The following is a 19,359-nucleotide window of genomic DNA, read 5'->3' as shown; positions in this document are numbered from 1 at the left end:
GCGCCACCGGCCTTTTAAGACGCGAGGGACGAGAATGGCGGCAGGGACGGACGGCGATGCTGGGTCGGTTTGAACGGAGTGCGTCGGGCGAGGCGACGGTGGAGTACGGCGACGGCACCATGCGGGTGGTGAAGCCCGGCCGCTTCGTGCGCTGCGCCGTCACGGGCGCGCCCATCGAACTCGACGCCCTGCGCTACTGGAGCGCCGTGCATCAGGAAGCCTACGCGACCCCGGAGGCGGTGATGCAGCGCCTGCGCGAGCGCGCCGTCGCGGGCTGATCCTCAGCCACCGGTCTTATTCTCAGCCGCCGGTCATGGGCGGGAAGAACGCGATCTCGGATGCGCCCGCCAGGGGCGCGTCGGGCTTGGCGTGAACACGATCGATGGCGACGCGCACGACGCCGTCCCCCTCGAAGGCGTAGGCGTATTCCTCGCCCCGGCCGCGCAGCCAGCGCAGGAGATCCGCCACTGTGGCGAGGTCGCCCGGCAGGTCCACCACCTCTTCGGCCTTGCCGACGCGTTCGCGCACCCAGGCGAAGTAGACGAGCTTCATGAGACCATCTCTCAGCGCGGGTCGTCGATGACGTGCTTGATACCCGCCCGCATGTAATCCCACCCCGTATAGAGCGTCAGGGCGGCGGCGATCCACAGCAGGTAGGTCCCGGTCTGCACCGTGCCCGGCAGGATCGTTTCGCCGGCCGGGCCCGCCACGAGGAAACCGATGGCCACGAGCTGCAGGGTGGTCTTCCACTTGGCGACCCGGCTCACCGGCACGCCGACCTTCAGTTCGGCGAGATATTCGCGCAGGCCCGAGACCAGGATCTCCCGGCACAGGATCACGATGGCGGCCCACAGGGTCCAGCCATGGATGGTGCCGTCGGCGGTGAGCATGAGGAGGCAGGCGGCCACCAGCAGCTTGTCGGCGATGGGGTCGAGCATGCGGCCGAGCGCCGAGGATTGGTCGTAGGTCCGCGCCACGTAGCCGTCGAGGTAGTCGGTGATGGCGGCGAGGATGTAGACGCCGAGGGCCGCGAACCGGGCCGTGTGCTCGACGGGCCAGTACAGCAGGGCGACGACGATGGGCACGGCCACGAGCCGCCCGTAGGTCAGGCAGTTCGCGAGCGTCCAGGCCGGCGAACGGCGGCGGGTGGGGGTCGGCTCCATCGGCGCGGTGAAACCATGGGGCGGAGTGGGGGTCAACCGCTGTGCCTCGCTCATGCTGGTCCGGCGCCCTCAGGTCTGGGCGTGGAAGAAGTCGTAGACGGCGCGGGCCGTGGCGGCGTTGACGCCGGGCGTCTTCGCCAGATCCTCGAACGCCGCCCGCTGAATCGCCTTCACGGTTCCGAAATGGTGCAGGAGCGCGCGCTTGCGCGTCGGACCGATGCCGGCGATCTCGTCGAGCGGGTTCACCATCATCTCGCGCTTGCGCTTGGCCCGGTGGGTGCCGATGGCGAAGCGGTGGGCCTCGTCGCGCAGGCGCTGGACGAAGTACAGGGTCGGGTCGCGCGGCGGCAGCTTGAACGGCGGGCGCCCCGGCACGAAGAAGGTCTCGCGGCCGGCGTCGCGGTCGCGCCCCTTGGCGATGCCGACCAGCGCCACGTCGGTGACGCCCATCTCCTCCAGGGCCGTGCGTGCGGCGTCCAACTGGCCCTTGCCGCCGTCGATGAGGACGAGATCGGGCCAGGCCGGCATGGTCTCGGTGTCGGCCTCCGGCGCAGCGACGGCCGCCGGCTCCCCATCCGCCGCTTCGGCCTGGGCGGGCGTCCGCGGGTTCTCCTTCACGAGGCGCTTGAAGCGGCGCTGCAGCACCTCGCGCATCATCCCGTAATCGTCGCCCGGGGTCAGCTCCTCGGACTTGATGTTGAAGGTGCGGTAATGGGTCTTGGCGAAGCCCGTCGGCCCGGCGACGATCATGCCGCCCACCGCGTTCGTGCCCATGATGTGCGAGTTGTCGTAGACCTCGATGCGCCGGGGTGCGGCGGCCAAGCCGAACGATTGCCCGAGGGCCACCAGCAGCTTGCCCTGGGAGGCGGTGTCGGCGAGGCGCCGCCCCAGGGCCTCCTTGGCGTTGCGCTGGGCATACTCGACGAGGTTCTTGCGCTCGCCGCGCTGGGGCAGATGGATGTCGACCCGGTAGTCCGTGCGGCTCGACAGGGCGGCGGCGAGCAGCTCCGCATCCTCGATGACGTGGGACACGAGGACGAGACGTGGGGCCGGCTTGTCGTCGTAGAACTGGCCCATGAACGAGGCCAGCACCTCGTCGGCCGTCATGCTGCGGTCGGCCTTGGGGAAGTAGGCGCGGTTGCCCCAGTTCTGGAAGTTGCGGAAGAAGAACACCTCGATGCAGAACTGCCCCGCCTGCTCGTCGAGGGCGAACACGTCGGCCTCCTCGACGCCTTGGGTGTTGACCCCTTGCGTCCCCTGGATCGCCGAAAGGGCCGAGATCCGATCGCGAAAACGGGCGGCGCGCTCGAACTCCATCACCTCCGAGGCCGCCTGCATCTCCTCGCGCATACGGTCCTTCACGGCGTTGGACTTGCCGGCGAGGAACGCCTTCGCGTTGTCGGCGAGCGCCTGGTACTCCGGCAGGGCGATCTCGCCCGTGCACGGACCGGCGCAGCGCTTGATCTGGTAGAGCAGGCACGGCCGGGTGCGGTTCTCGTAGTAGCTGTCCGTGCAGGTGCGCAGCAGGAAGGCGCGCTGGAGCGCGTTGACCGTGCGGTTGACGGCCCAGACGTTGGCGAACGGCCCGTAATAGCTGCCCTTGCGCCGGCGGGCGCCGCGATGCTTGACGATCTGCGGGGCTTCGGAATCGGCCGTGACGAGGATGTAGGGGAACGACTTGTCGTCCCGCATCAGCACGTTGAAGCGCGGCTTCAGCTGCTTGATGAGGTTGGCCTCGAGCAGCAGCGCCTCGGTCTCCGTGGCGGTGGTGACGAACTCCATCGCCGCCGTCTGCGAGATCATCCGGGCGATGCGGTTCGAATGCGCCTGCCCGCGGGCATAGGAGCCGACCCGGGCCTTCAGGTTCTTCGCCTTGCCGACGTAGAGCACGTCGCCCTTGGCATCGAACATCCGGTAGACGCCCGGGCCCGAGGGCAGGGTGGTCCAGAACCGGCGGATGATCTCCGTCCCGGCCTTGACCGCGCCCTCCTCGAAATCGAAGTCGATTTCGGGCGCGTCGTCGTCCGGAGCGAGTTCGGAGGCGTCCTCCGCCTCGTCCATGGCGTCGAGATCCTCCGGCGGAGCGTCCCCGAGGCTCTGGCCGTTCGGGGTCTCGCGTTTGGTTTCGCGGCTCTTTTCGCGGCTCATGGGCCTGATCTAAGCCGCGTGGATTCGCGAGGGAAGGGGCGATCAGTCGAACAGCGCGTCGATGTCGCCCTGGTCGACGTGGCCGGCATCGCCGTCAAGCTTCGGCCCGTTGAGGAGCGAGTTCTCGTCCTCGATGTCGATCTTGCCACCGTTGACGCCGAGGAGCTCGCTGAAGGTGTCGAGGCCGCCCCAGGCGTCGATCATCCGGTCGAGGTGTTCCTCGATGAATTTCAGCACGCCGACGATCTTGTTGATGCGCTGGCCGGTGAGATCCTGGAAGTTGCACGCCTCGAAGGCGACGACCACGCGCTCGAGGATGGCGTCGATGTTCTCGCGCCCCGCCATGGTGGTGGTCATGGCGCGCAGCATGCTGGCGTTGGTTTCGATCTCCTCGATGGCGCCGAGGATCGTGCTCGTGGCCTGCTCGGTGGAATCGACCACGGCGTCGAGCTCGCCCGCCACCCGCCGCATGCCCTTGCCGGTGTTCTCAGAGCGGTAGAGGGTCGCGATCTCCTGCTTGGTGCGGGTGATCGCATCCTTCATGATGTCGAGCTCGGAGCGCATGGCGAAGGCCTCGCTCAGCTCGCGCCGGCAGGCCTCCACCGTCTCCACGGTGCTCGTCTGGGTGACGCGGCGCAGGTCCTGGATCGCCGACAGGATCTCTTCGAGGCGGGTGTTGTTGAGGGCCACCGCCTCGGACGCGACGGCCGCCTCCGGTGCGGGCGTGGGAGCGCTCGCGGCGAGGCCGAGGCTGTCTTCGATGCGGTAACGTTTCGTGGTCATCGGTGAGATCAAGCCCGCCAGAGTTCAGCGAAGGGACCATCGGCCAAACTGGTTGCCATTTCTTGAATGCCGCAACGGTTGGGCAACCTTTACCACCCGTTCACGCTGAATCGGTTCCGGCGCCGTCGAGGACCGGTCTCGTGAAGGATTCACCACGTTCCTTCACCGGACGCCGACCCGCCCGACGCGATCCTGGCCCGAGACGGGACCCCATCGGGTCAGGTGTGTCGGGGGTAGATCATGCGGATCGAAGGGTGCGTGGCCATGGCCGGCGTGGCGTTGGCCATGGGAATCGCCATGGGAATCACCGTGGGGGCCAGCCCGGCGGCGGCGCAGGCGGCGCCGGGCCGCTACGGCGGCGGCCTCATCGAATTCCTGATGAGCGATGCCCCGCCCCCTGCACCGGCCGGGAGCCGCTACGAGGCGGCGCCCATGCGCCGTCTCTCGTCGGGGGACCGTGTGCCCGAAGCCATGCCGCCGGCCGTCCCCGTGCCGCCGCGGGTCCGCCTCGCCGCCCTGCCGCCGGTCGAAGCGCGCCCGGAGGAGTCCGGACGCACACCGCAGATGTACGGGCGTCCTTCCGAAGCCTATGGGCGTGCGCCCGAGGCCTATGGGCGTGAGCCGGGGCCGGCCTACGGACAGCAGGGTGCCGAAACCATCGGCCGGGCAGCGGACCCGCGCTTCGCCCGTCAGGTCGTTGCGTATGACGGCGGCCAGCGTCCCGGCACCATCGTGGTCGATACGCCGGGGAAATTCCTCTACCTCGTCCAGCCCGGCGGGAAGGCGATCCGCTACGGCATCGGCGTCGGCCGCCCGGGCTTCGCCTGGTCGGGCCTCAAGTCCATCAGCCAGAAGCGGGAATGGCCCGACTGGACCCCGCCGTCGGAGATGATCCGGCGCCGTCCCGACCTGCCGCGCCACATGGCCGGAGGGCCCGGCAACCCGCTCGGCGCGCGGGCGCTCTACCTCGGTTCGTCGCTCTATCGCATTCACGGCACCAACGAGCCGCACACCATCGGCCAATCGGTCTCGTCGGGCTGCATCCGGATGATGAACGAGGACGTCATCGATCTGTACGAGCGCACCCCCGTGGGCACCCGCGTCGAGGTGCTCTGAAGGCAGGCAGACGGGCGCGGGAACGAAGCCCCTCGAAACGCAGAAAGGATCGGCCCCTTACCCGGAGCCGATCCTTTCGGGAATCGAAGCCCGGCCGCCCGGAGGGGGCGGCCGGAGCCGATCTCACACCCAGTCGTCGTCGCCACCGCCGCCGAGGTCGCCGCCGAAATCGTCGCCCGCATCACCGCCGAACGACGCCTCCTGGAAGTCGCCGCCGCCGCCCAAGGCCGAGCCGAGGTCGGAATCACCGCCCGCCGCAGCACCGGAGGCCGGCAGACCGGCCGCTGCCGCGCTGCCGAGGGAGGAATGGCCGCCCGCGAAGGCGTTCGACAGGGCGCTTCCGAGGAGCATGCCGCCGGCCGCACCCGCCGCCATCGGCAGCGCGGTCGCCATGAAGCCGCCGCCGCGCGTCGGGGCCGCCTGCTGCTGGCCGCCCCACGGGCCGCCCTGCTGCGGACCGCCATAGCCCGGCTGCTGGCCGTAACCGGGCTGCGGCTGGCCATAGCCCGGCTGCTGCTGGCCGGGGCTGCCCCAGGCCTGACCGGCCGGACGCTGCGGCTCCTGGCGCGAGGACCCGCCGCCGAAGATGCTGGACAGGAACCCGCCGCCGCCCTGGGGCTGCTGCTGGCCTGCCTGCTTGGCCTGTTCGAGCTGCTGGTTGAGGCTCTTGATCGCCTCCTCCTGCACGTAGATGAGCTGCGCCATCGCGTAGGGTGCGTAGGGCTGGGCGCGCAGCTTGTCGGCGATGAAGCGCTCGGCTTCGAGATCGCGGGGCTGGCTCGCCGCCTGCTCCAGGCGCTGGAAAATGCCGCCGATGACGTCGCGTTCTTCGCTGTTCATGGAGTTGTCCTCCTGGGGCCAAGCCGGCGGCGTTCTCACCGCGCGAGCGGTTCACAGATGGGGAACGCCGTGGGCTTTTGTCAGGGGCTCAACGCAAACTCCGCCGTTCGGATGCATCGATCCGTCACGGGCGTGCGCCGGAACACGAAAAAGCCCGGCCTTTCGGCCGGGCTTCTCACGATGACGGGAGTCCGGTGGCGCTCCGAGGGAGYGCCGGTCGGGTCCTAGTACGAGCCGAACTTGTAGTTCAGGCCGGCGCGGACGACGGCGAACTCGGTGTCGCGGACCTGACGGCCACCGCTGGCCAGGACGACGCCGGNGGTCCTAGTACGAGCCGAACTTGTAGTTCAGGCCGGCGCGGACGACGGCGAACTCGGTGTCGCGGACCTGACGGCCACCGCTGGCCAGGACGACGCCGGGGCTGTTGGTGAAGATGGTCGCGCCGGCGTTGTTGACGGCGAAGGCGCCGGCGTTGCGGTTGTTCTGCTCGAGGTTGACGTACAGGCCTTCGACCTTGAACGTCACGGCCGAGGACTTGAAGAAGTTGAAGAACGAATCCGTGGGGAGCGCGTACTCGATGCCACCGCCGGCAGCCCAGCCGGTCTGGAAGCTGTCGCGGCTGCCGCTGTTCAGGCCGAACTCGCGTCCGCCGCCCGAACCGTAGGCGAAGCCGCCGGTGCCGTACACGAGGGTGCGGTCGAAGGCGTAGCCGAGGCGACCGCGGACGGTGCCGAAGTAGTCGAGGCTGGAGACGCCGGCCGGGTTGAACACCTGCTGGGCGGCGAGGGGGCCGGTGGCGGAGAAGCGGTTCCGCTCACGCCCGAAGTCGACGTACTGGGCGTCGGCCTCGACACCGACGACGACGCCGGAGCCCGGGGTGAACTGGTAGTTGTAGCCGATCTGRCCACCGCCGACGAAGCCGTCGTTGCTGCGGCCGTTGCCGAAGGCGATCGCCTGGGTGGTGCCCGGMMGGACCAGGGTGCTGGCGCTGTTCACGCCGATGACGGTCGGGGCGCTGTTGCTGGAGGCGTCGAAGCCGTAACCGGCGTTGAAACCGGCGTAGAAGCCCGTCCAGGTGAACACCGGCACCGGCACGAACACCGGCGGAGCCGCRCGGCGCGGAAGGTCAGGCGTCGAAGCCGTAACCGGCGTTGAAACCGGCGTAGAAGCCCGTCCAGGTGAACACCGGCACCGGCACGAACACCGGCGGAGCCGCGCGGCGCGGAAGGTCGGCGGCCGAGGCGACGGCGGTCAGGCCGGCGAGGACGGTCGTGGCGAGAAGCAGTCTTTTCATCGGGGTACTCGGTTCTGGATTGGCGAAAGCCGGCGCGCTTGTAGTCCCTGGACGCCGCGAGGTCTGTCGCTTTCCTGCAACATGAGCATCGGATAACCCAGCACATCTCAACGAAGGGTAAAGGTTAGCCGCAGGTCACCCCGACCCGGATCCGTCGGTGTTCCGGCGCACATTGACAGAATCCTAAGGATAGGACCGCCCTGACGGGGGATCGAGGAATTCAAGGCCTGCACACGTCTTCTTGACCGGATCCTGTCCTTGGCATGATCTTGCCACGCAGGCCGACCCATTTGTTTTTTAATGCTGGCTCTGCGCCGGCCCCTGGGCTGCGCCCATCCTGGACGAGTGCCCGCAGGTCTTGCGTCGCGCAAACGGGCAAGCCGGAGATGAACGGCGTCGGCCTCGGCATGAGGCTCTCTTAACCGTGTCCAGCGAGAATAGGCCTCGATCGGCCCGACCGGGCCGCCAGACCGATGATCGCCCCCGCCATGCTTCCTCCCAGCCGTTACATCGACATTCCCCGGGCCGAGGATCCCCTCGAGGAGCGGGACGAGCCCGTGGCCCGGCGGCCCGGCACGCTCCTGCCCTGGACGATCAAGGTGTGCCTGACCCTCGGACTCGTCGCGCTGGGTACGACCCAGTACCTCTCGCGTGCCGTGGAGAGCGGGACCCTGCGCCAGCGCGAGGCACGGGCGGACGTCATGGACCCCGAGACCACGGGCTCCATCGGCGCGGTCGCGGCCCGCACCACCCTCGATCCCTGCACGGCGTCGGATCTCAGGCGCTGACACGGGACGGGCGCGGCCACGGCGCACGGTTCAGGCGGCTTCGGCGGCGAGGCCGCCGAACCGTCGCTGCCGGCTCGCGAAGGATCGAAGCGCGACGGCAAGATCGCTTCCGTCGAAATCCGGCCAGTGCCGCTGCGTGAAGTACAGCTCGGCATACGCGCTTTCCCAGAGCAGGAAGTCCGAGAGGCGCTGCTCGCCGCTGGTGCGGATGACGAGATCGACATCCGGCACGGGGCCGCCGCTGACGCGGTGCCCGAACTCGGCGGCGGACGGCGTGCCGGCCTGGGCGGCGGCGGCCAGGATCGCGGCGCGAGCGGAGTAATCGACGGCGATGCGAAGGTGCAGGGCGGTGCCGGCCGCCGTCAGGGCCTCGGCCTGCCCGATGGCCTCGGCGATGCCGTCGGGCAGGCGGTCCCGCCGGCCGATCACGTCGAGGCGCACCCCGGCCCGGGCGAGGCGTCCCGCCTCCTCCCGGAGGTAGCGCCGCAGCAGGCCCATGAGCGCGGCGACCTCGTCCGGCGGACGACGCCAGTTGTCGCCGGAGAAGGCGTAGAGCGTCAGGGTGGCGATGCCCTGGGCCGGCGCCGCCTCCACGACACGACGGATCGCCGCGACTCCGGCCTTGTGGCCCAGGGCCCGGGGCAGGCCCCGCGCCGTGGCCCAACGGCCGTTGCCGTCCATGATGATGCCGACGTGAAGGCCGGCTTGCGGAACGCTTTGCATCGTAAAGTTTCCTGGCGCGTGAAGGAAAGTTTCCTGGCGCGTGAAGGTGGGTGTGTCCGGGATCCGGTCGGGCGGCGGCCGGGCGTCCCTCATGAGACTCCCGCCGCACCGTTGGACGCAGGGCGGGAGCCGGCAGGGACCGGGAGTCCCGTGGGGTAATCCTCGTGGGATAATCTAGGCCGGCCGGGGCCGGCCGCCGGGCGCGGCGGTTCCCTCTGCGTCCCGGGCCGCCTCGGCGGCATCGCGCACCACGCGTTCCAGGACGGCGAGGTAGTCGAGGAAGCGCCGGCGCCCGGCGGCCGTCAGGCCGCAGGTGGTCTGGGGCCGGTTGCGGTCGTAACCCTTGCGGATCTCCACGAGGCCGGCCTCCTGCAGCACCTGGAGGTGGCGGCTGAGATTGCCGTCCGTGAGGCCGCACAGCTGCTTCAGGCTGGCGAAGGCGAGCCCCTTCGGATGGGCGATGAGCGAGGTGAGGAGGCCGAGGCGGGCCTTCTCGTGGATGACCCGGTCGAGCCCGTCATAGGCGAACGGGGCGTCGGTGCCGGGGACGTCCTGGGGGGGAATTGGGGCGGGCGGGGTGTCAGATCTCGGCATCGTCGGCCTCCGAAGCGGCACGGACCACCAGCGCCATCAGGCCCTGGCCGACGGCGAAGGGCAGACCCATCGCCCAGGGTGAGAGACTGCGCTCCCAGCCCGTGACCACGAGCACCGCGAGGCCCGCGACGAGGTACCAGGCCGCCACGAGGGCGACGCCGCGCGGCATGACCCGGACCCCGGCGAAGATGCCGAGGCTGACGAGCACCTGCCACAGGCCCGGCAGCAGCCACAGGCTTTCGGGCGAGACCCGCGCGAGGACCAGGGCGAGGAGCGCCCCGGCCGCCCCCGCCGGCAGGAACTGCTCCACGGCGTCGTGGATCATCGCATCCCCGAGACCGCCCGTGTGTCGGCGGGCACGGGCCCGCATTTCCGCCCCGACGAGGCCGAGGGCGATGACGGCCGTGGCGACCCAGGCCCCGAAGAACAGCAGCGGCCGCGCATCCGGATCGTCGAGCAGAAGGGTCTGCGCCGTGGCGGTGGCGAGGGCCAGCCCGGCGGTGGCCGCGAAGGCCGCCGGGCCGTAGCCGCTGAAGGCGGTGCCGCGCACGAGCTGCGAGCGGATGGCGATGATGTCGGCCAGGGCCTTGTCGAGATCGGTCATGCCACGCCTCTCAAACTCTATGGTGCAAAGTATACGGCCTCGCAAAGCCGACGCAAGGGCTTTCTTTGCCATGCAAAGTCCGGGTGTCAGGCGCCCCCGAGGAGCGCCGCGAGGGCCGGGGACAGGCCGGTACTCGCGAGGGTGGGGGCGGCCCTCCCGAGCCCCCCTGCCCCGGCGGCGGCCAGCACCGCCCGGGTGCCGGCCTCCACCGAGCAGAGAACCGGTACGGGAACGGCGGGCTGGATGCGCGCGGCGAGACCGGCCAAGGCCGCGCCGCCCAGGATCACGGCCTCGGCGCCGTCCGCCTCGGCGCAGGCGCGGCAGGCGGCGGCGAGCTGGCTCAGGGCCGCATCGGGATCGGCGGCGATCTCGCCGCCCGTCGGGGCGACGGTGCGGACGCAGGCCAACCGGTCGGACAGGCCGAGGGTGGCGACGAACTCCGTCAGCATCGGCCCCCACAGGACCCCACCCGTGACGATGGCGAAGCGTCCGCCGGCCCCGCAGGCCGCGCGGCAGGCGGCCTCGGCCATGCCGACCACCGGCACCCGCGAGACTTCGCGCAGGGCCATCAGCCCCGGATCGCCGAAGCAGGCGAGGTAGACCGCGTCGCACCCGTCGACATGCGCCGCCAGGGCATCGAGGGCGGCGTGGCCGGCGATGGCGGAGGCCGCCCGGCTCGCGATGTAGCGGGCGCCGAAGCGTCCGGTCACGGCCACGATCTCGGCCGCCCCGCCGGCGATTCCCCGGACATGACCCGCCACCAGATCGGTGACCCATTGCGTGGTGTTGGGATTGATGAGGAGGATCCGCGGGGGACGTTCGCTCGCGCGGACGATCGTCGATACGCCGTGGGACATCGCTCACCCCTCTCCGCCGCAGCATCGCCGGCCGTCGGAGCGACGGTGCTGCAGGCATCGCGCCGTTGGCAAGAGGCCGGGTTGGGCAAGAGGCCGGGCTGGGCAAGAGGCCGGCTTCGCTCGAGAGCCCCGGGCCGACGGCGTGGATAAATCTCCGCCGCACCGCCGGCTCGATTGACAAGCCGGCACGAGGCTCTAAGTGTCCCCGCAACGCGTGTGCGCGGCGGGTCGTGTGTCGAAACCGCCCCTTGAAGCCGTCGCCGTGTCGATGCACTCCGCGCCGGTCGGTCGATTTCCCGCGCGCAACGGTTCTCATAGAATATGTCTTTTGCCGACCTCGGATTGAGCGACAAGGTCCTTCAGGCCGTCACGGCGGCCGGGTACACCGAGCCGACGCCGATCCAGGCCCAGGCCATCCCCCATGTGCTGGCCCGGCGCGACGTGCTGGGCATCGCCCAGACCGGCACCGGCAAGACGGCGGCCTTCACGCTGCCCATGCTGACCCTGCTGGAGAACGGCCGCGCCCGCGCCCGCATGCCGCGCACCCTCATCCTGGAGCCGACGCGTGAACTCGCCGCCCAGGTGGTGGAGAATTTCGATCGCTACGGCGTCAACCACAAGCTCAACGTGGCGCTCATCATCGGCGGCGTCTCCTTCGCCGACCAGGACGCCAAGCTCATGCGCGGCACCGACGTGCTCATCGCCACGCCGGGCCGGCTCCTCGACCATTTCGAGCGCGGCAAGCTCCTGCTCACGGGCGTCGAGCTCCTCGTCATCGACGAGGCCGACCGGATGCTCGACATGGGCTTCATCCCCGACATCGAGCGCATCGTGAAGATGGTGCCGTTCACCCGGCAGACCCTGTTCTTCTCGGCCACCATGCCGCCGGAGATCGAGCGGCTGGCCGACATGTTCCTGCATACGCCCCAGCGGATCGAGGTGGCCCGGCCCGCCTCCACCGCCGAGACCATCGTGCAGAAGCTGGTCGCCACGGGCTCCGAGGGCCACGAGAAGCGCGACCTCCTGCGCCGGCTCATCCGGGGCGAGGCCGAGCTCAACAACGGCATCATCTTCTGCAACCGCAAGCGCGACGTGGCGCTCCTGCAGAAGTCCCTCGCGAGCCACGGCTTCAACGTCGCGGCGCTCCACGGCGACATGGACCAGCGCGCTCGCACCATCGCGCTGGACGGCTTCCGCTCCGGCGAGGTTCCGCTGCTGGTGGCCTCCGACGTCGCCGCCCGCGGCCTCGACATCCCGGCCGTGAGCCACGTCTTCAACTTCGACGTGCCCCACCACCCGGAGGATTACGTCCACCGCATCGGCCGCACGGGGCGCGCCGGTCGCGCCGGCCACGCCTTCACCCTGGTGACCCGCTCCGACGAGCGCTCCATCACCGCCATCGAGAGCCTGATCGGCCAGCCGATCCCCTGGGCCGAGGGCGACCTCGGTGCCCTGCCGGAACCCTCCGCCGCCGCTCCGGCGAGCGAGGACGCGCCGACCCGGACTCGCCATCGCGGCAAGTCCGGCGAGACCCTGCGCCGCCGGGGCGGTGGCGAGGCTGCGCGCGATCCCGCCCGGTCCGAGCCGCGGGCGCGCAAGGGCGGTGCCCGCCGGGGCAGCCCCGAGCGCGGACCGGCCCCGACGGTCGAGGCCGTGCCCGAGACCGTCGTCGCACCGGTGCCGAGCCGGCCCCGCGAGCCCGCTCCCCAGCGCACGGAGCCGCGGCGCGACGAGCGCCGGCCTGCGCCCCGACGCCGCGGTGACGAGGATGACGGCGAGACGCCCGTCGGCCTCGGCTCGCACGTTCCGGCCTTCCTCCTGCGCCCGGCCGTGATCAAGACGCCCAAATAACCGCCCGGCCCCGGAAGCCGACGGACAGCCGTCCTCCCGCGACCCGAGTTTGGGCCGAAGCACCCGTGAAACGGGTGCCATTACCCGCGAAACGGGAGGAGGTCCGCGGCTCTTAACGGCCTCTCCACGATCTACCGGATAGGGTGCGCCTTCGGCTCTCCCCCGGTCGGCGAGAGGCCGGGAACGATCGCGTGGTTGGACGGACAATGGGCGGCAGTCAGGGTGACCGGGATCGGACCTTTGCGCTGGCCGAACGGGCCAATGCGCTGATGCGGGAGTACGGCCCTTCGGCGACGCCGCGGGCCTACACGGTCTGGTACACCTACGTGTCCGGCCTGCAGCCCACGATGAACGAAGCCGTCAAGCGTCTCACGGCGAAGGGCGCCCTGCTCGATTCCGACATCGACACCCTCTACGAAACCTATCTCGACGGGGAGCGCCTGGCGCGCGCGGCCGAGCGCACGAGCAGCACGGTGCTCTCCGAGATCGAGGGCGTCATGGAGGTGCTCGACCTCTCGCTGGGGTCCACGGCGCAGTACGGCGAATCCCTGCGGATCCTGTCGGACGATCTCGGCGGCTCGGGACTGGACCGGGCCCGCGTCCACGAAATCGTCGGCGCCCTCGTGGCCACCACCCGCGAGGTGACGTCCAACAACCGTGCCCTCGAGGCACGCATGCGCGAGAGCCGCAAGGAGATCGAATCCCTGCGCGAGACCCTGGAGGCGACCCGCCTCGAGAGCCTCACCGACCCGCTCACGGGCCTGTCGAACCGCAAGCAGTTCGAGGAGAGCCTGCACGCCATGGTCGAGGAATCCGTGGCCGACCGGGCACCGGCGAGCCTCATCGTCATCGACGTCGACTTCTTCAAACGCTTCAACGACGTCTACGGTCACCTCACGGGCGATCAGGTCCTGCGCCTCGTCGCCCTGGTGATGCGCGAGCACATCACCGCCCGCGCCACCCTGGCGCGCTTCGGCGGCGAGGAATTCGGCATCCTTCTGCCCGGAACGGACCGGGCCGAGGCCTGTGTCCTGGCCGAGAAGGTCCGCGCCAGCGTGATGGGACGCGACCTCGTCAAGCGCTCCACGGGGGAGTCGCTCGGCAAGATCACCATCTCCCTGGGGGTTGCCGCCGCGCGTTCCACGGACACCGCCGTGTCGCTGCTGGAGCGAGCGGACCAATGCATGTTCAGGGCAAAGCGCGACGGCCGCAACCGCACGGTGGACGACGCCGAACCGCTGCCCCTGCCTGACGTCGCCTGACACCCGACAGGAGGGGCCAAGCAGGCGGCCGCTCTAGCGAGACCCGCTCAGGGCCTCAGGCTGAGGCGCGTGCGGCGGCCGGGGCGACGGCCTCGGGGTTCACGGGCGTGATCGCCACGGACTCGCCGCAGCCGCAGGCCGAGGTCTGGTTCGGGTTGTTGAACACGAACTGCGAAGCGAGCTTGGTGGAGGTGAAGTCCATCTGGGTGCCGAGCAGGAACAGCAGCGCCTTCGGATCGACGAAGACCTTCACGCCACGATCCTCGACCATGTCCTCGCCGGGCTTCTGCCCGTCCGCGTATTCCATGGTGTAGGACATGCCGGCGCAGCCGCCGTTCTTCACGCCCACCCGCAGGCCGGCGATGGGACGGTCGGCATCGGCGATGATCGCCTTGATCCGCGTCGCCGCCGCGTCGGTGAGCGAGAGGACTTTGAAATTCGAAGCCATGGGGTCTCTCCGGCAGCCGGGTTCAAGGCCCGGGCGGTTGAGGGTGATCGGACGCGGTTAAGATAAGGATTGCGCGGGCCGTGGTCTACCACCCCTCACGCAGGTGCCGATGCCGCGTGCTAGACTGGCCGGATCGAGGAACCACCATGGCCGATGCCGCACGCCTCAGCATGACGCCCGAGGATTTCTTCGTCCGGCAGCGCGACCAGGACGAACTCTATGAACTCGTCGACGGTCACCCGGTGCCGCGATACCGGATGATGACCGGGGCGAGCATGCAGCACGACCGGGCGACGGTGAACATCATCGTGAGTTTGGGAACGCAGATGCGCAGGAAATCCTGCCGCCCGACGACGGCCGACATCCCGGTCCGGACCAGCATCCGGGGCCTCCGTCGGCCCGACGTGATGGTCGAGTACGCCCCCTGGTGCCCGATACCGACGAGGCGCGCGAGCCCAGGCTCGTCGTGGCGGTGGCGTCGCCCTCGACCACGACGATCGATCAGACCCGCAAGGTCGAGGAGTACAAGCGCCACCCGACGCTGGCCACCATCCTGCTCGTCGAGACCGTGACGCCGCAGGCCCTGCTCTACCGGCGCGGCGCGGACGGCTGGGAGATCGAGACCTTCGAGGGGCTGGAGGCCGCTATCGACCTGCCCGACATCTACGACGGGCTCACCTTCCCGGCGCGCCGGGATCTCGCCAGCGAAGGCTGAACGCCACTACCACATGTCCAGGGCGACGCGGGCCTCGTCGGACATGCGGCTCTGATCCCACGGCGGATCGAACACCATGGTGACGGCGCAGGCCTGGACGCCCGGCACGGCCGCGACCGCGGTCTCGACCCAGCCCGGCATCTCACCGGCCACGGGACAGCCCGGGGCGGTCAGGGTCATGTCGATGGCGACCGTGCGGTCGTCGGCGATGTCGACCTTGTAGATCAGGCCGAGCTCGTAGATGTCGGCCGGGATCTCCGGATCGTAGACGCTTTTCAGCGCCGCCACGATGTCGTCGGTGAGACGGTCGAGCTCCTCCGGCGGGATCGCCGAGGCGCTGGCGATGGCGGGGGTGTTGGCCCCGCCGGTGATGGCTGAATCGCTCATGGTTGGTCCTCGTGAGGGTCGGGGATCGTGTCCGATCCCCGACATGCGCCGCCCGGGCGGCGGCGCGCAGTCGCGCTTGCGGCGGGCCCGCCGCTGAGATTCCCGATCAGGCGAACATCATCTCGGCCTTGGCCAGGGCCTCGGCGAGGGCGTCCACCTCTTCCCTGGTGTTATACAGTCCGAACGAGGCGCGACAGGTGGAGGTCGCACCGAAGCGCGTCAGCAGCGGCATGGCGCAGTGGGTCCCGGCCCGGATGGCGACGCCGTAGCGGTCGATCACCGTGGCGATGTCGTGGGCATGCGCGCCCTTCATCTCGAAGGCGATGACGCCGCCCTTGTCCTTGGCCGTACCGATCATCCGCACGGAGTTCATCGCTCCGAGCCGCTCCTGCGCGTAGGCGAGGAGCGACGCCTCATGCGCGGCTATGTTCTCGCGGCCGAGGGTCATCATGAATTCCAGCGCCGCGCCGAGGCCGACCGCCTCGACGATCGCCGGCGTGCCCGCCTCGAAGCGGTGGGGCGGGTCGTTGTAGGTGATGGAGTCTTGGGCGACCGTGCGGATCATCTCGCCGCCGCCCTGGTAGGGGGGCAGGCGCTCCAGCCATTCCTTCTTGCCGTAGAGCACGCCGATGCCGGTCGGCCCGTACACCTTGTGCCCGGTGAAGACGAAGAAGTCGCAATCGAGCGCCTTCACGTCGATGGGCTGGTGGACCGCGCTCTGAGCCCCGTCGAGGAGCACCGGCACGCCGTGCGCATGGGCGATGCGCACGATCTCGGCCGCCGGCGTCACCGTGCCGAGCACGTTCGACATGTGCGTGATCGCCACCATTTTCGTGCGGGGCGAGAAGAGCTTCTCGTATTCCTCGACGAGGAAGTTGCCCTCGTCGTCGACGGGCGCCCACTTGATCACCGCACCGCGTCGTTCCCGCAAAAAGTGCCAGGGCACGATGTTGGAATGGTGCTCCATGATCGAGAGGATGATCTCGTCGCCCTCGCCGATCTGGCCGAGCAGCCCCATGGACGAGGCCACGAGGTTGTAGGCCTCCGTGGCGTTGCGCGTGAAGATGATCTCGTCGGTAGAGTCGGCGTTGAGGAACTGCCGGGTGGTCTCGCGCGCGCCCTCGAAGCCCTCGGTCGCGGCGTTCGCCATGAAGTGCAGCCCGCGATGGACGTTGGCGTAGCCGGTCTCCATGCAGCCCACCATGGCGTCGATGACCGCGCGCGGCTTCTGCGAGGAGGCCGCGTTGTCGAGATAGACCAGGGGCTTGCCGTAGACTTTCTGGGCCAGGATCGGGAACTCCGCCCGGATCGCCTGGACGTCGTAGGGGGTGTTCGGGACGGGTGCGTTCATGGCGATACCTGTTGGGTGTCGGACGTGCGCGACCCTCCCCCCTTCTGCGGGGGGAGGGTCTTGGCAGGGTGCGCTCAGCCGCGCGCCTTCAACCACGCCTCGACGGTGCCGATCAGCGCCGCGCGGGCGCCCTCGTGGCCGACCGACTCGATGGCAGCCCCCAGGAAGGCCTGGACCAGTAGGCTTTCGGCTTCCGCCTTCGGCAGCCCGCGCTGCATGAGGTAGAACAGGAGATCGTCGTCGAGGGCCCCGCAGGTGGCGCCGTGGCCGCAGGCGACGTCGTCGGCGAAGATCTCGAGCTCGGGCTTGTTCATCATCTGCCCTTCGTCGGACAGGATGAGGCAGGCCGACATCATCTTGCCGTCGGTCTGCTGGGCCGCCTGCTGGACGATGATCTTGCCCTGGAACACGCCCGTGGCGGCCCCGTCCACTACGGTCTTGAACAGCTCACGGCTGACCCCGCCTGTGGCGGCGTGGTCGGCGAGGAAGGTGGTGTCGGCCAATTGCTTGCCGTTGAGCATGGCGGCGCCGTTGACTACCGCGCGGGCGTCGGCCCCGGCGAAGTTGAGGTAGACCTGATGGCGCGAGAGCACGGCGCCCACCACCACGTTGACGGTCTCGATGGCGGACTCGGCACCGAGCCGGGCCGACAGGGTCGAGAGCGCCACGGCCTCGCGGCCTTCCGCATTGAGGCGCGCGTGCCGGAAGGTGGCGCGATCGCCGATGACCACGTCCACGGCGTCGTTGGGCTGGTAAGCGATGCCGTCCGGCCCCTCGTGGCTCTCGAGGATCAGCGCCTCCGCGCCCTCACCCAGGGTCACGAGCACGCGCGTGGCGGTCGAATAGGCCTCCGTGCCGGTGCCGATGAAGCGCAGATGCAGCGGCGTCTCGACCTTGGCGCCGGCCTCCACCGAGATCAGCGCACCGTCCGCCAGGAAGGCGGTGTTGAGCTGATAGATCGCGTTTTCGGAGGCCTGCTTCACCGGGGTCAGCTGCGCGAGGCGTGCATCCCCATCGGTCAGGGCTTGCGTGAGCGGCGTCACGGTGATGCCGGCCGGAATGCGGGTGAGGTCGGATTCGGCCTCGATGAGATGGCCGTTGACGAAGGTGAGGCGCACGGCCTCGATCCCGGCAAAGCCCTTGGCCTCGGCGGACGCCGCCTTGGCGGTCTCGGCCGAGGGCATCTCCGCCGGATGGGCGGCATCGCGGAACGCCGAGCGGAGATCCGTGTACTTGAACGCCTCGACGCGGCGGGTGGGCAGGCCGACCGCCTCGAAGTAGCGGAACGCCTCCTCGCGGGCGATGGACACGCCCGTGGGGTACTTCATCCTGGTGGCTTCGAAGAGCTTGGACAGCCCGGTCTCGGCCGCGGTGCGGAGGGGGGTGATGTCGGCCATGATCAGGCGGCCTCGCCGGTGCGGTACTCGGCGTAGCCCGACGCTTCGAGGGCCTTGGCGAGATCCTTGTCGCCCGACTTCACGATCTGGCCCTGCGACATGACGTGGACCACGTCCGGCACGATGTAGTCGAGCAGGCGCTGGTAGTGGGTGATGACGAGGAACGAGCGGCCCTGTGCACGGAGCGCGTTCACGCCGCCGGAAACGATGCGCAGGGCATCGATGTCGAGGCCGGAATCGGTCTCGTCGAGCACGCAGAACTTCGGCTCCAAGAGGGCCATCTGCAGGATCTCCATGCGCTTCTTCTCGCCGCCGGAGAACCCGACGTTGAGGGCGCGCTTGAGCATCTCCTTGTTGATCTCCAGCTTTTCAGCCGCCGCGTTCACCTTGCGGATGAAGTCCGGCGTCGTCAGCTCGCCCTCGCCGCGCGCCCGGCGCTGGGCGTTGAGCGTCGCCTTGAGGAAGGTCATGGTGCCGACGCCCGGGATCTCCAGGGGATACTGGAACGCCAGGAACACGCCGCTCGCGGCGCGCTCGTCGGGGCTCATCTCGAGGATGTTCACGCCGTCGAGGAGGATCTCGCCGCTGGTGACCTCGTAGTCCTCTTTCCCCGCGATGACGTACGAGAGAGTCGACTTGCCCGAGCCGTTCGGCCCCATGATGGCAGCGACCTCGCCGTCCTTCACGGTGAGGTTGAGACCGTTGAGGATCTGCTTGTCCTCGATGGCGACGGTGAGGTTCTTGATTTCGATCATGCTTTTAGTCCGATCTTTATTTTCTTGAAGCCATCTATCCGAACCTAACGGTTCAGGGATGCGCTGCCGAATTCATCCAGTTTGTTGTAACTGCAATTGCCAATCCAAAAAGACCCCTTTCGGGTCGAATCCTGATGAAGCTGTACAGTCAGCAATCTTTTTTGCGACGCTGCGTTGAAGAGCGTTGAAGCAAGGCCGCAATTTGCACCTTCGTCCGCCCCATAGGAAACCAGTCTGAGCGCCTTAGGACCATGCCCCTTGACCCACTTGATAACCGTTGCGT

Annotated in this window: 23 protein-coding genes and 1 pseudogene; 6 read left to right on the top strand and 18 right to left on the bottom strand. The window is 69.4% G+C overall.

All coding sequences use genetic code 11. The annotated features are described in order from the left end of the window. The first annotated feature begins 56 nt into the window (after window positions 1-56). Window positions 57-278 (top strand): DUF2093 domain-containing protein, encoded by a 222-nt coding sequence (locus ASG60_RS08055; RefSeq protein ID WP_056169677.1) that lies wholly within the window; start codon window positions 57-59, stop codon window positions 276-278. Window positions 279-300: 22 nt separating this feature from the next. Here the strand turns inward: ASG60_RS08055 and moaD are convergent, their stop codons facing one another. From moaD to ASG60_RS08035, 4 genes are all read right to left on the bottom strand, one after another. After that, window positions 301-552: a molybdopterin converting factor subunit 1 gene (moaD, locus tag ASG60_RS08050; RefSeq protein WP_056169674.1), complete on the bottom strand. Its 252-nt coding sequence runs from the start codon at window positions 550-552 to the stop codon at window positions 301-303. 11 nt (window positions 553-563) lie between these two features. Continuing rightward, entirely contained in the window at window positions 564-1,163 is a 600-nt protein-coding gene (pgsA, locus tag ASG60_RS08045; RefSeq protein ID WP_056169670.1) for a CDP-diacylglycerol--glycerol-3-phosphate 3-phosphatidyltransferase, read from the bottom strand. A 69-nt stretch (window positions 1,164-1,232) separates the two neighbouring features. Continuing rightward, window positions 1,233-3,224 carry an excinuclease ABC subunit UvrC gene (gene uvrC / locus ASG60_RS08040; RefSeq protein ID WP_056170636.1) on the bottom strand — a complete coding sequence of 664 codons (1,992 nt, stop codon included), beginning with the start codon at window positions 3,222-3,224 and terminating at the stop codon, window positions 1,233-1,235. A 129-nt stretch (window positions 3,225-3,353) separates the two neighbouring features. Then, complete coding sequence (locus ASG60_RS08035; RefSeq protein ID WP_056169668.1) at window positions 3,354-4,094, bottom strand: protein phosphatase CheZ; 741 nt, start codon at window positions 4,092-4,094, stop codon at window positions 3,354-3,356. Window positions 4,095-4,334: 240 nt separating this feature from the next. On the opposite strand from ASG60_RS08035, the gene ASG60_RS21895 reads away from it, so the two are divergent. Continuing rightward, a complete protein-coding gene (locus ASG60_RS21895) occupies window positions 4,335-5,210 on the top strand; it encodes a L,D-transpeptidase (RefSeq protein WP_056384928.1) in 876 nt (291 codons plus the stop codon). Window positions 5,211-5,333: 123 nt separating this feature from the next. Here the strand turns inward: ASG60_RS21895 and ASG60_RS08025 are convergent, their stop codons facing one another. The 4 genes and pseudogenes from ASG60_RS08025 to ASG60_RS22590 all read right to left on the bottom strand — a co-directional run bounded on the left by ASG60_RS08025 (window position 5,334) and on the right by ASG60_RS22590 (window position 7,344). Then, window positions 5,334-6,050 carry a DUF2076 domain-containing protein gene (locus ASG60_RS08025; RefSeq protein WP_056384926.1) on the bottom strand — a complete coding sequence of 239 codons (717 nt, stop codon included), beginning with the start codon at window positions 6,048-6,050 and terminating at the stop codon, window positions 5,334-5,336. Between the two features lie 224 nt (window positions 6,051-6,274). Continuing rightward, window positions 6,275-6,369: pseudogene (locus ASG60_RS23410) on the bottom strand (porin family protein); the annotation flags it as partial. Window positions 6,370-6,374: 5 nt separating this feature from the next. Continuing rightward, complete coding sequence (locus ASG60_RS08020; protein WP_244476609.1) at window positions 6,375-7,151, bottom strand: porin family protein; 777 nt, start codon at window positions 7,149-7,151, stop codon at window positions 6,375-6,377. Between the two features lie 25 nt (window positions 7,152-7,176). Continuing rightward, a complete protein-coding gene (locus ASG60_RS22590) occupies window positions 7,177-7,344 on the bottom strand; it encodes a hypothetical protein (RefSeq protein ID WP_156398838.1) in 168 nt (55 codons plus the stop codon). A gap of 473 nt (window positions 7,345-7,817) precedes the next feature. Here ASG60_RS22590 and ASG60_RS08015 point away from each other — a divergent pair, with 473 nt between their 5' ends. Continuing rightward, a complete protein-coding gene (locus ASG60_RS08015; protein WP_056174928.1) occupies window positions 7,818-8,132 on the top strand; it encodes a hypothetical protein in 315 nt (104 codons plus the stop codon). A 30-nt stretch (window positions 8,133-8,162) separates the two neighbouring features. Here ASG60_RS08015 and ASG60_RS08010 read toward each other — a convergent pair whose 3' ends face one another. The 4 genes from ASG60_RS08010 to ASG60_RS07995 all read right to left on the bottom strand — a co-directional run bounded on the left by ASG60_RS08010 (window position 8,163) and on the right by ASG60_RS07995 (window position 10,910). Then, window positions 8,163-8,855, bottom strand: a complete 693-nt coding sequence (locus ASG60_RS08010) for a di-trans,poly-cis-decaprenylcistransferase (RefSeq protein WP_056174925.1) — start codon at window positions 8,853-8,855, stop codon at window positions 8,163-8,165. A gap of 174 nt (window positions 8,856-9,029) precedes the next feature. After that, window positions 9,030-9,449 (bottom strand): transcriptional regulator, encoded by a 420-nt coding sequence (locus ASG60_RS08005; RefSeq protein WP_056384924.1) that lies wholly within the window; start codon window positions 9,447-9,449, stop codon window positions 9,030-9,032. Continuing rightward, a complete protein-coding gene (locus ASG60_RS08000; RefSeq protein WP_056384922.1) occupies window positions 9,436-10,053 on the bottom strand; it encodes a hypothetical protein in 618 nt (205 codons plus the stop codon). Before ASG60_RS08000 ends, ASG60_RS08005 begins: the two co-directional genes overlap by 14 nt. A gap of 86 nt (window positions 10,054-10,139) precedes the next feature. Then, the gene (locus tag ASG60_RS07995) at window positions 10,140-10,910 is read right to left on the bottom strand and encodes an aspartate/glutamate racemase family protein (protein ID WP_056384920.1); all 771 of its coding nucleotides are present in this window, start codon (window positions 10,908-10,910) and stop codon (window positions 10,140-10,142) included. Between the two features lie 321 nt (window positions 10,911-11,231). Between ASG60_RS07995 and ASG60_RS07990 the strand changes: the two genes are divergently transcribed. After that, the gene (locus ASG60_RS07990) at window positions 11,232-12,761 is read left to right on the top strand and encodes a DEAD/DEAH box helicase (RefSeq protein WP_056384918.1); all 1,530 of its coding nucleotides are present in this window, start codon (window positions 11,232-11,234) and stop codon (window positions 12,759-12,761) included. A 206-nt stretch (window positions 12,762-12,967) separates the two neighbouring features. After that, window positions 12,968-14,023, top strand: a complete 1,056-nt coding sequence (locus ASG60_RS07985) for a GGDEF domain-containing protein (protein WP_056174914.1) — start codon at window positions 12,968-12,970, stop codon at window positions 14,021-14,023. Between the two features lie 55 nt (window positions 14,024-14,078). Here ASG60_RS07985 and ASG60_RS07980 read toward each other — a convergent pair whose 3' ends face one another. Further along, complete coding sequence (locus ASG60_RS07980) at window positions 14,079-14,471, bottom strand: iron-sulfur cluster assembly accessory protein (protein ID WP_056174912.1); 393 nt, start codon at window positions 14,469-14,471, stop codon at window positions 14,079-14,081. 235 nt (window positions 14,472-14,706) lie between these two features. Then, window positions 14,707-14,853 (bottom strand): hypothetical protein, encoded by a 147-nt coding sequence (locus ASG60_RS23405; RefSeq protein ID WP_244476608.1) that lies wholly within the window; start codon window positions 14,851-14,853, stop codon window positions 14,707-14,709. Window positions 14,854-14,898: 45 nt separating this feature from the next. Between ASG60_RS23405 and ASG60_RS23400 the strand changes: the two genes are divergently transcribed. Then, entirely contained in the window at window positions 14,899-15,186 is a 288-nt protein-coding gene (locus ASG60_RS23400) for a Uma2 family endonuclease (protein WP_244476607.1), read from the top strand. A gap of 6 nt (window positions 15,187-15,192) precedes the next feature. Here ASG60_RS23400 and ASG60_RS07970 read toward each other — a convergent pair whose 3' ends face one another. From ASG60_RS07970 to sufC, 4 genes are all read right to left on the bottom strand, one after another. Continuing rightward, a complete protein-coding gene (locus ASG60_RS07970; RefSeq protein WP_056095958.1) occupies window positions 15,193-15,573 on the bottom strand; it encodes an SUF system Fe-S cluster assembly protein in 381 nt (126 codons plus the stop codon). A 106-nt stretch (window positions 15,574-15,679) separates the two neighbouring features. After that, entirely contained in the window at window positions 15,680-16,924 is a 1,245-nt protein-coding gene (locus ASG60_RS07965) for a cysteine desulfurase (RefSeq protein WP_056174910.1), read from the bottom strand. A 74-nt stretch (window positions 16,925-16,998) separates the two neighbouring features. Continuing rightward, complete coding sequence (gene sufD, locus ASG60_RS07960; RefSeq protein ID WP_056174908.1) at window positions 16,999-18,321, bottom strand: Fe-S cluster assembly protein SufD; 1,323 nt, start codon at window positions 18,319-18,321, stop codon at window positions 16,999-17,001. 2 nt (window positions 18,322-18,323) lie between these two features. Next, window positions 18,324-19,076: a Fe-S cluster assembly ATPase SufC gene (gene sufC / locus ASG60_RS07955; protein ID WP_056174905.1), complete on the bottom strand. Its 753-nt coding sequence runs from the start codon at window positions 19,074-19,076 to the stop codon at window positions 18,324-18,326. Between the last annotated feature and the right edge of the window lie 283 nt (window positions 19,077-19,359).

It is taken from the genome of Methylobacterium sp. Leaf469, assembly GCF_001424745.1.
Classification (GTDB): domain Bacteria; phylum Pseudomonadota; class Alphaproteobacteria; order Rhizobiales; family Beijerinckiaceae; genus Methylobacterium.
This window is presented reverse-complemented; position numbering and strand designations above follow the sequence as displayed.

What these genes read in the sequence shown, in the direction of transcription:
- ASG60_RS07965 (WP_056174910.1), bottom strand. Translation starts at nt 16,924, where the DNA reads ATGAACGCACCCGTCCCGAACACCCCCTACGACGTCCAGGCGATCCGG.
- sufC (WP_056174905.1), bottom strand. Translation starts at nt 19,076, where the DNA reads ATGATCGAAATCAAGAACCTCACCGTCGCCATCGAGGACAAGCAGATC.
- ASG60_RS08010 (WP_056174925.1), bottom strand. Translation starts at nt 8,855, where the DNA reads ATGCAAAGCGTTCCGCAAGCCGGCCTTCACGTCGGCATCATCATGGAC.
- ASG60_RS07970 (WP_056095958.1), bottom strand. Translation starts at nt 15,573, where the DNA reads ATGAGCGATTCAGCCATCACCGGCGGGGCCAACACCCCCGCCATCGCC.
- ASG60_RS21895 (WP_056384928.1), top strand. Translation starts at nt 4,335, where the DNA reads ATGCGGATCGAAGGGTGCGTGGCCATGGCCGGCGTGGCGTTGGCCATG.
- ASG60_RS08015 (WP_056174928.1), top strand. Translation starts at nt 7,818, where the DNA reads ATGATCGCCCCCGCCATGCTTCCTCCCAGCCGTTACATCGACATTCCC.
- sufD (WP_056174908.1), bottom strand. Translation starts at nt 18,321, where the DNA reads ATGGCCGACATCACCCCCCTCCGCACCGCGGCCGAGACCGGGCTGTCC.
- ASG60_RS08035 (WP_056169668.1), bottom strand. Translation starts at nt 4,094, where the DNA reads ATGACCACGAAACGTTACCGCATCGAAGACAGCCTCGGCCTCGCCGCG.
- ASG60_RS22590 (WP_156398838.1), bottom strand. Translation starts at nt 7,344, where the DNA reads ATGAAAAGACTGCTTCTCGCCACGACCGTCCTCGCCGGCCTGACCGCC.
- ASG60_RS08000 (WP_056384922.1), bottom strand. Translation starts at nt 10,053, where the DNA reads ATGACCGATCTCGACAAGGCCCTGGCCGACATCATCGCCATCCGCTCG.
- ASG60_RS07995 (WP_056384920.1), bottom strand. Translation starts at nt 10,910, where the DNA reads ATGTCCCACGGCGTATCGACGATCGTCCGCGCGAGCGAACGTCCCCCG.
- ASG60_RS07990 (WP_056384918.1), top strand. Translation starts at nt 11,232, where the DNA reads ATGTCTTTTGCCGACCTCGGATTGAGCGACAAGGTCCTTCAGGCCGTC.
- pgsA (WP_056169670.1), bottom strand. Translation starts at nt 1,163, where the DNA reads ATGGAGCCGACCCCCACCCGCCGCCGTTCGCCGGCCTGGACGCTCGCG.
- uvrC (WP_056170636.1), bottom strand. Translation starts at nt 3,224, where the DNA reads ATGGACGAGGCGGAGGACGCCTCCGAACTCGCTCCGGACGACGACGCG.
- ASG60_RS08025 (WP_056384926.1), bottom strand. Translation starts at nt 6,050, where the DNA reads ATGAACAGCGAAGAACGCGACGTCATCGGCGGCATTTTCCAGCGCCTG.
- ASG60_RS07980 (WP_056174912.1), bottom strand. Translation starts at nt 14,471, where the DNA reads ATGGCTTCGAATTTCAAAGTCCTCTCGCTCACCGACGCGGCGGCGACG.
- ASG60_RS08005 (WP_056384924.1), bottom strand. Translation starts at nt 9,449, where the DNA reads ATGCCGAGATCTGACACCCCGCCCGCCCCAATTCCCCCCCAGGACGTC.
- ASG60_RS07985 (WP_056174914.1), top strand. Translation starts at nt 12,968, where the DNA reads ATGGGCGGCAGTCAGGGTGACCGGGATCGGACCTTTGCGCTGGCCGAA.
- moaD (WP_056169674.1), bottom strand. Translation starts at nt 552, where the DNA reads ATGAAGCTCGTCTACTTCGCCTGGGTGCGCGAACGCGTCGGCAAGGCC.
- ASG60_RS23405 (WP_244476608.1), bottom strand. Translation starts at nt 14,853, where the DNA reads ATGCTGGTCCGGACCGGGATGTCGGCCGTCGTCGGGCGGCAGGATTTC.
- ASG60_RS08055 (WP_056169677.1), top strand. Translation starts at nt 57, where the DNA reads ATGCTGGGTCGGTTTGAACGGAGTGCGTCGGGCGAGGCGACGGTGGAG.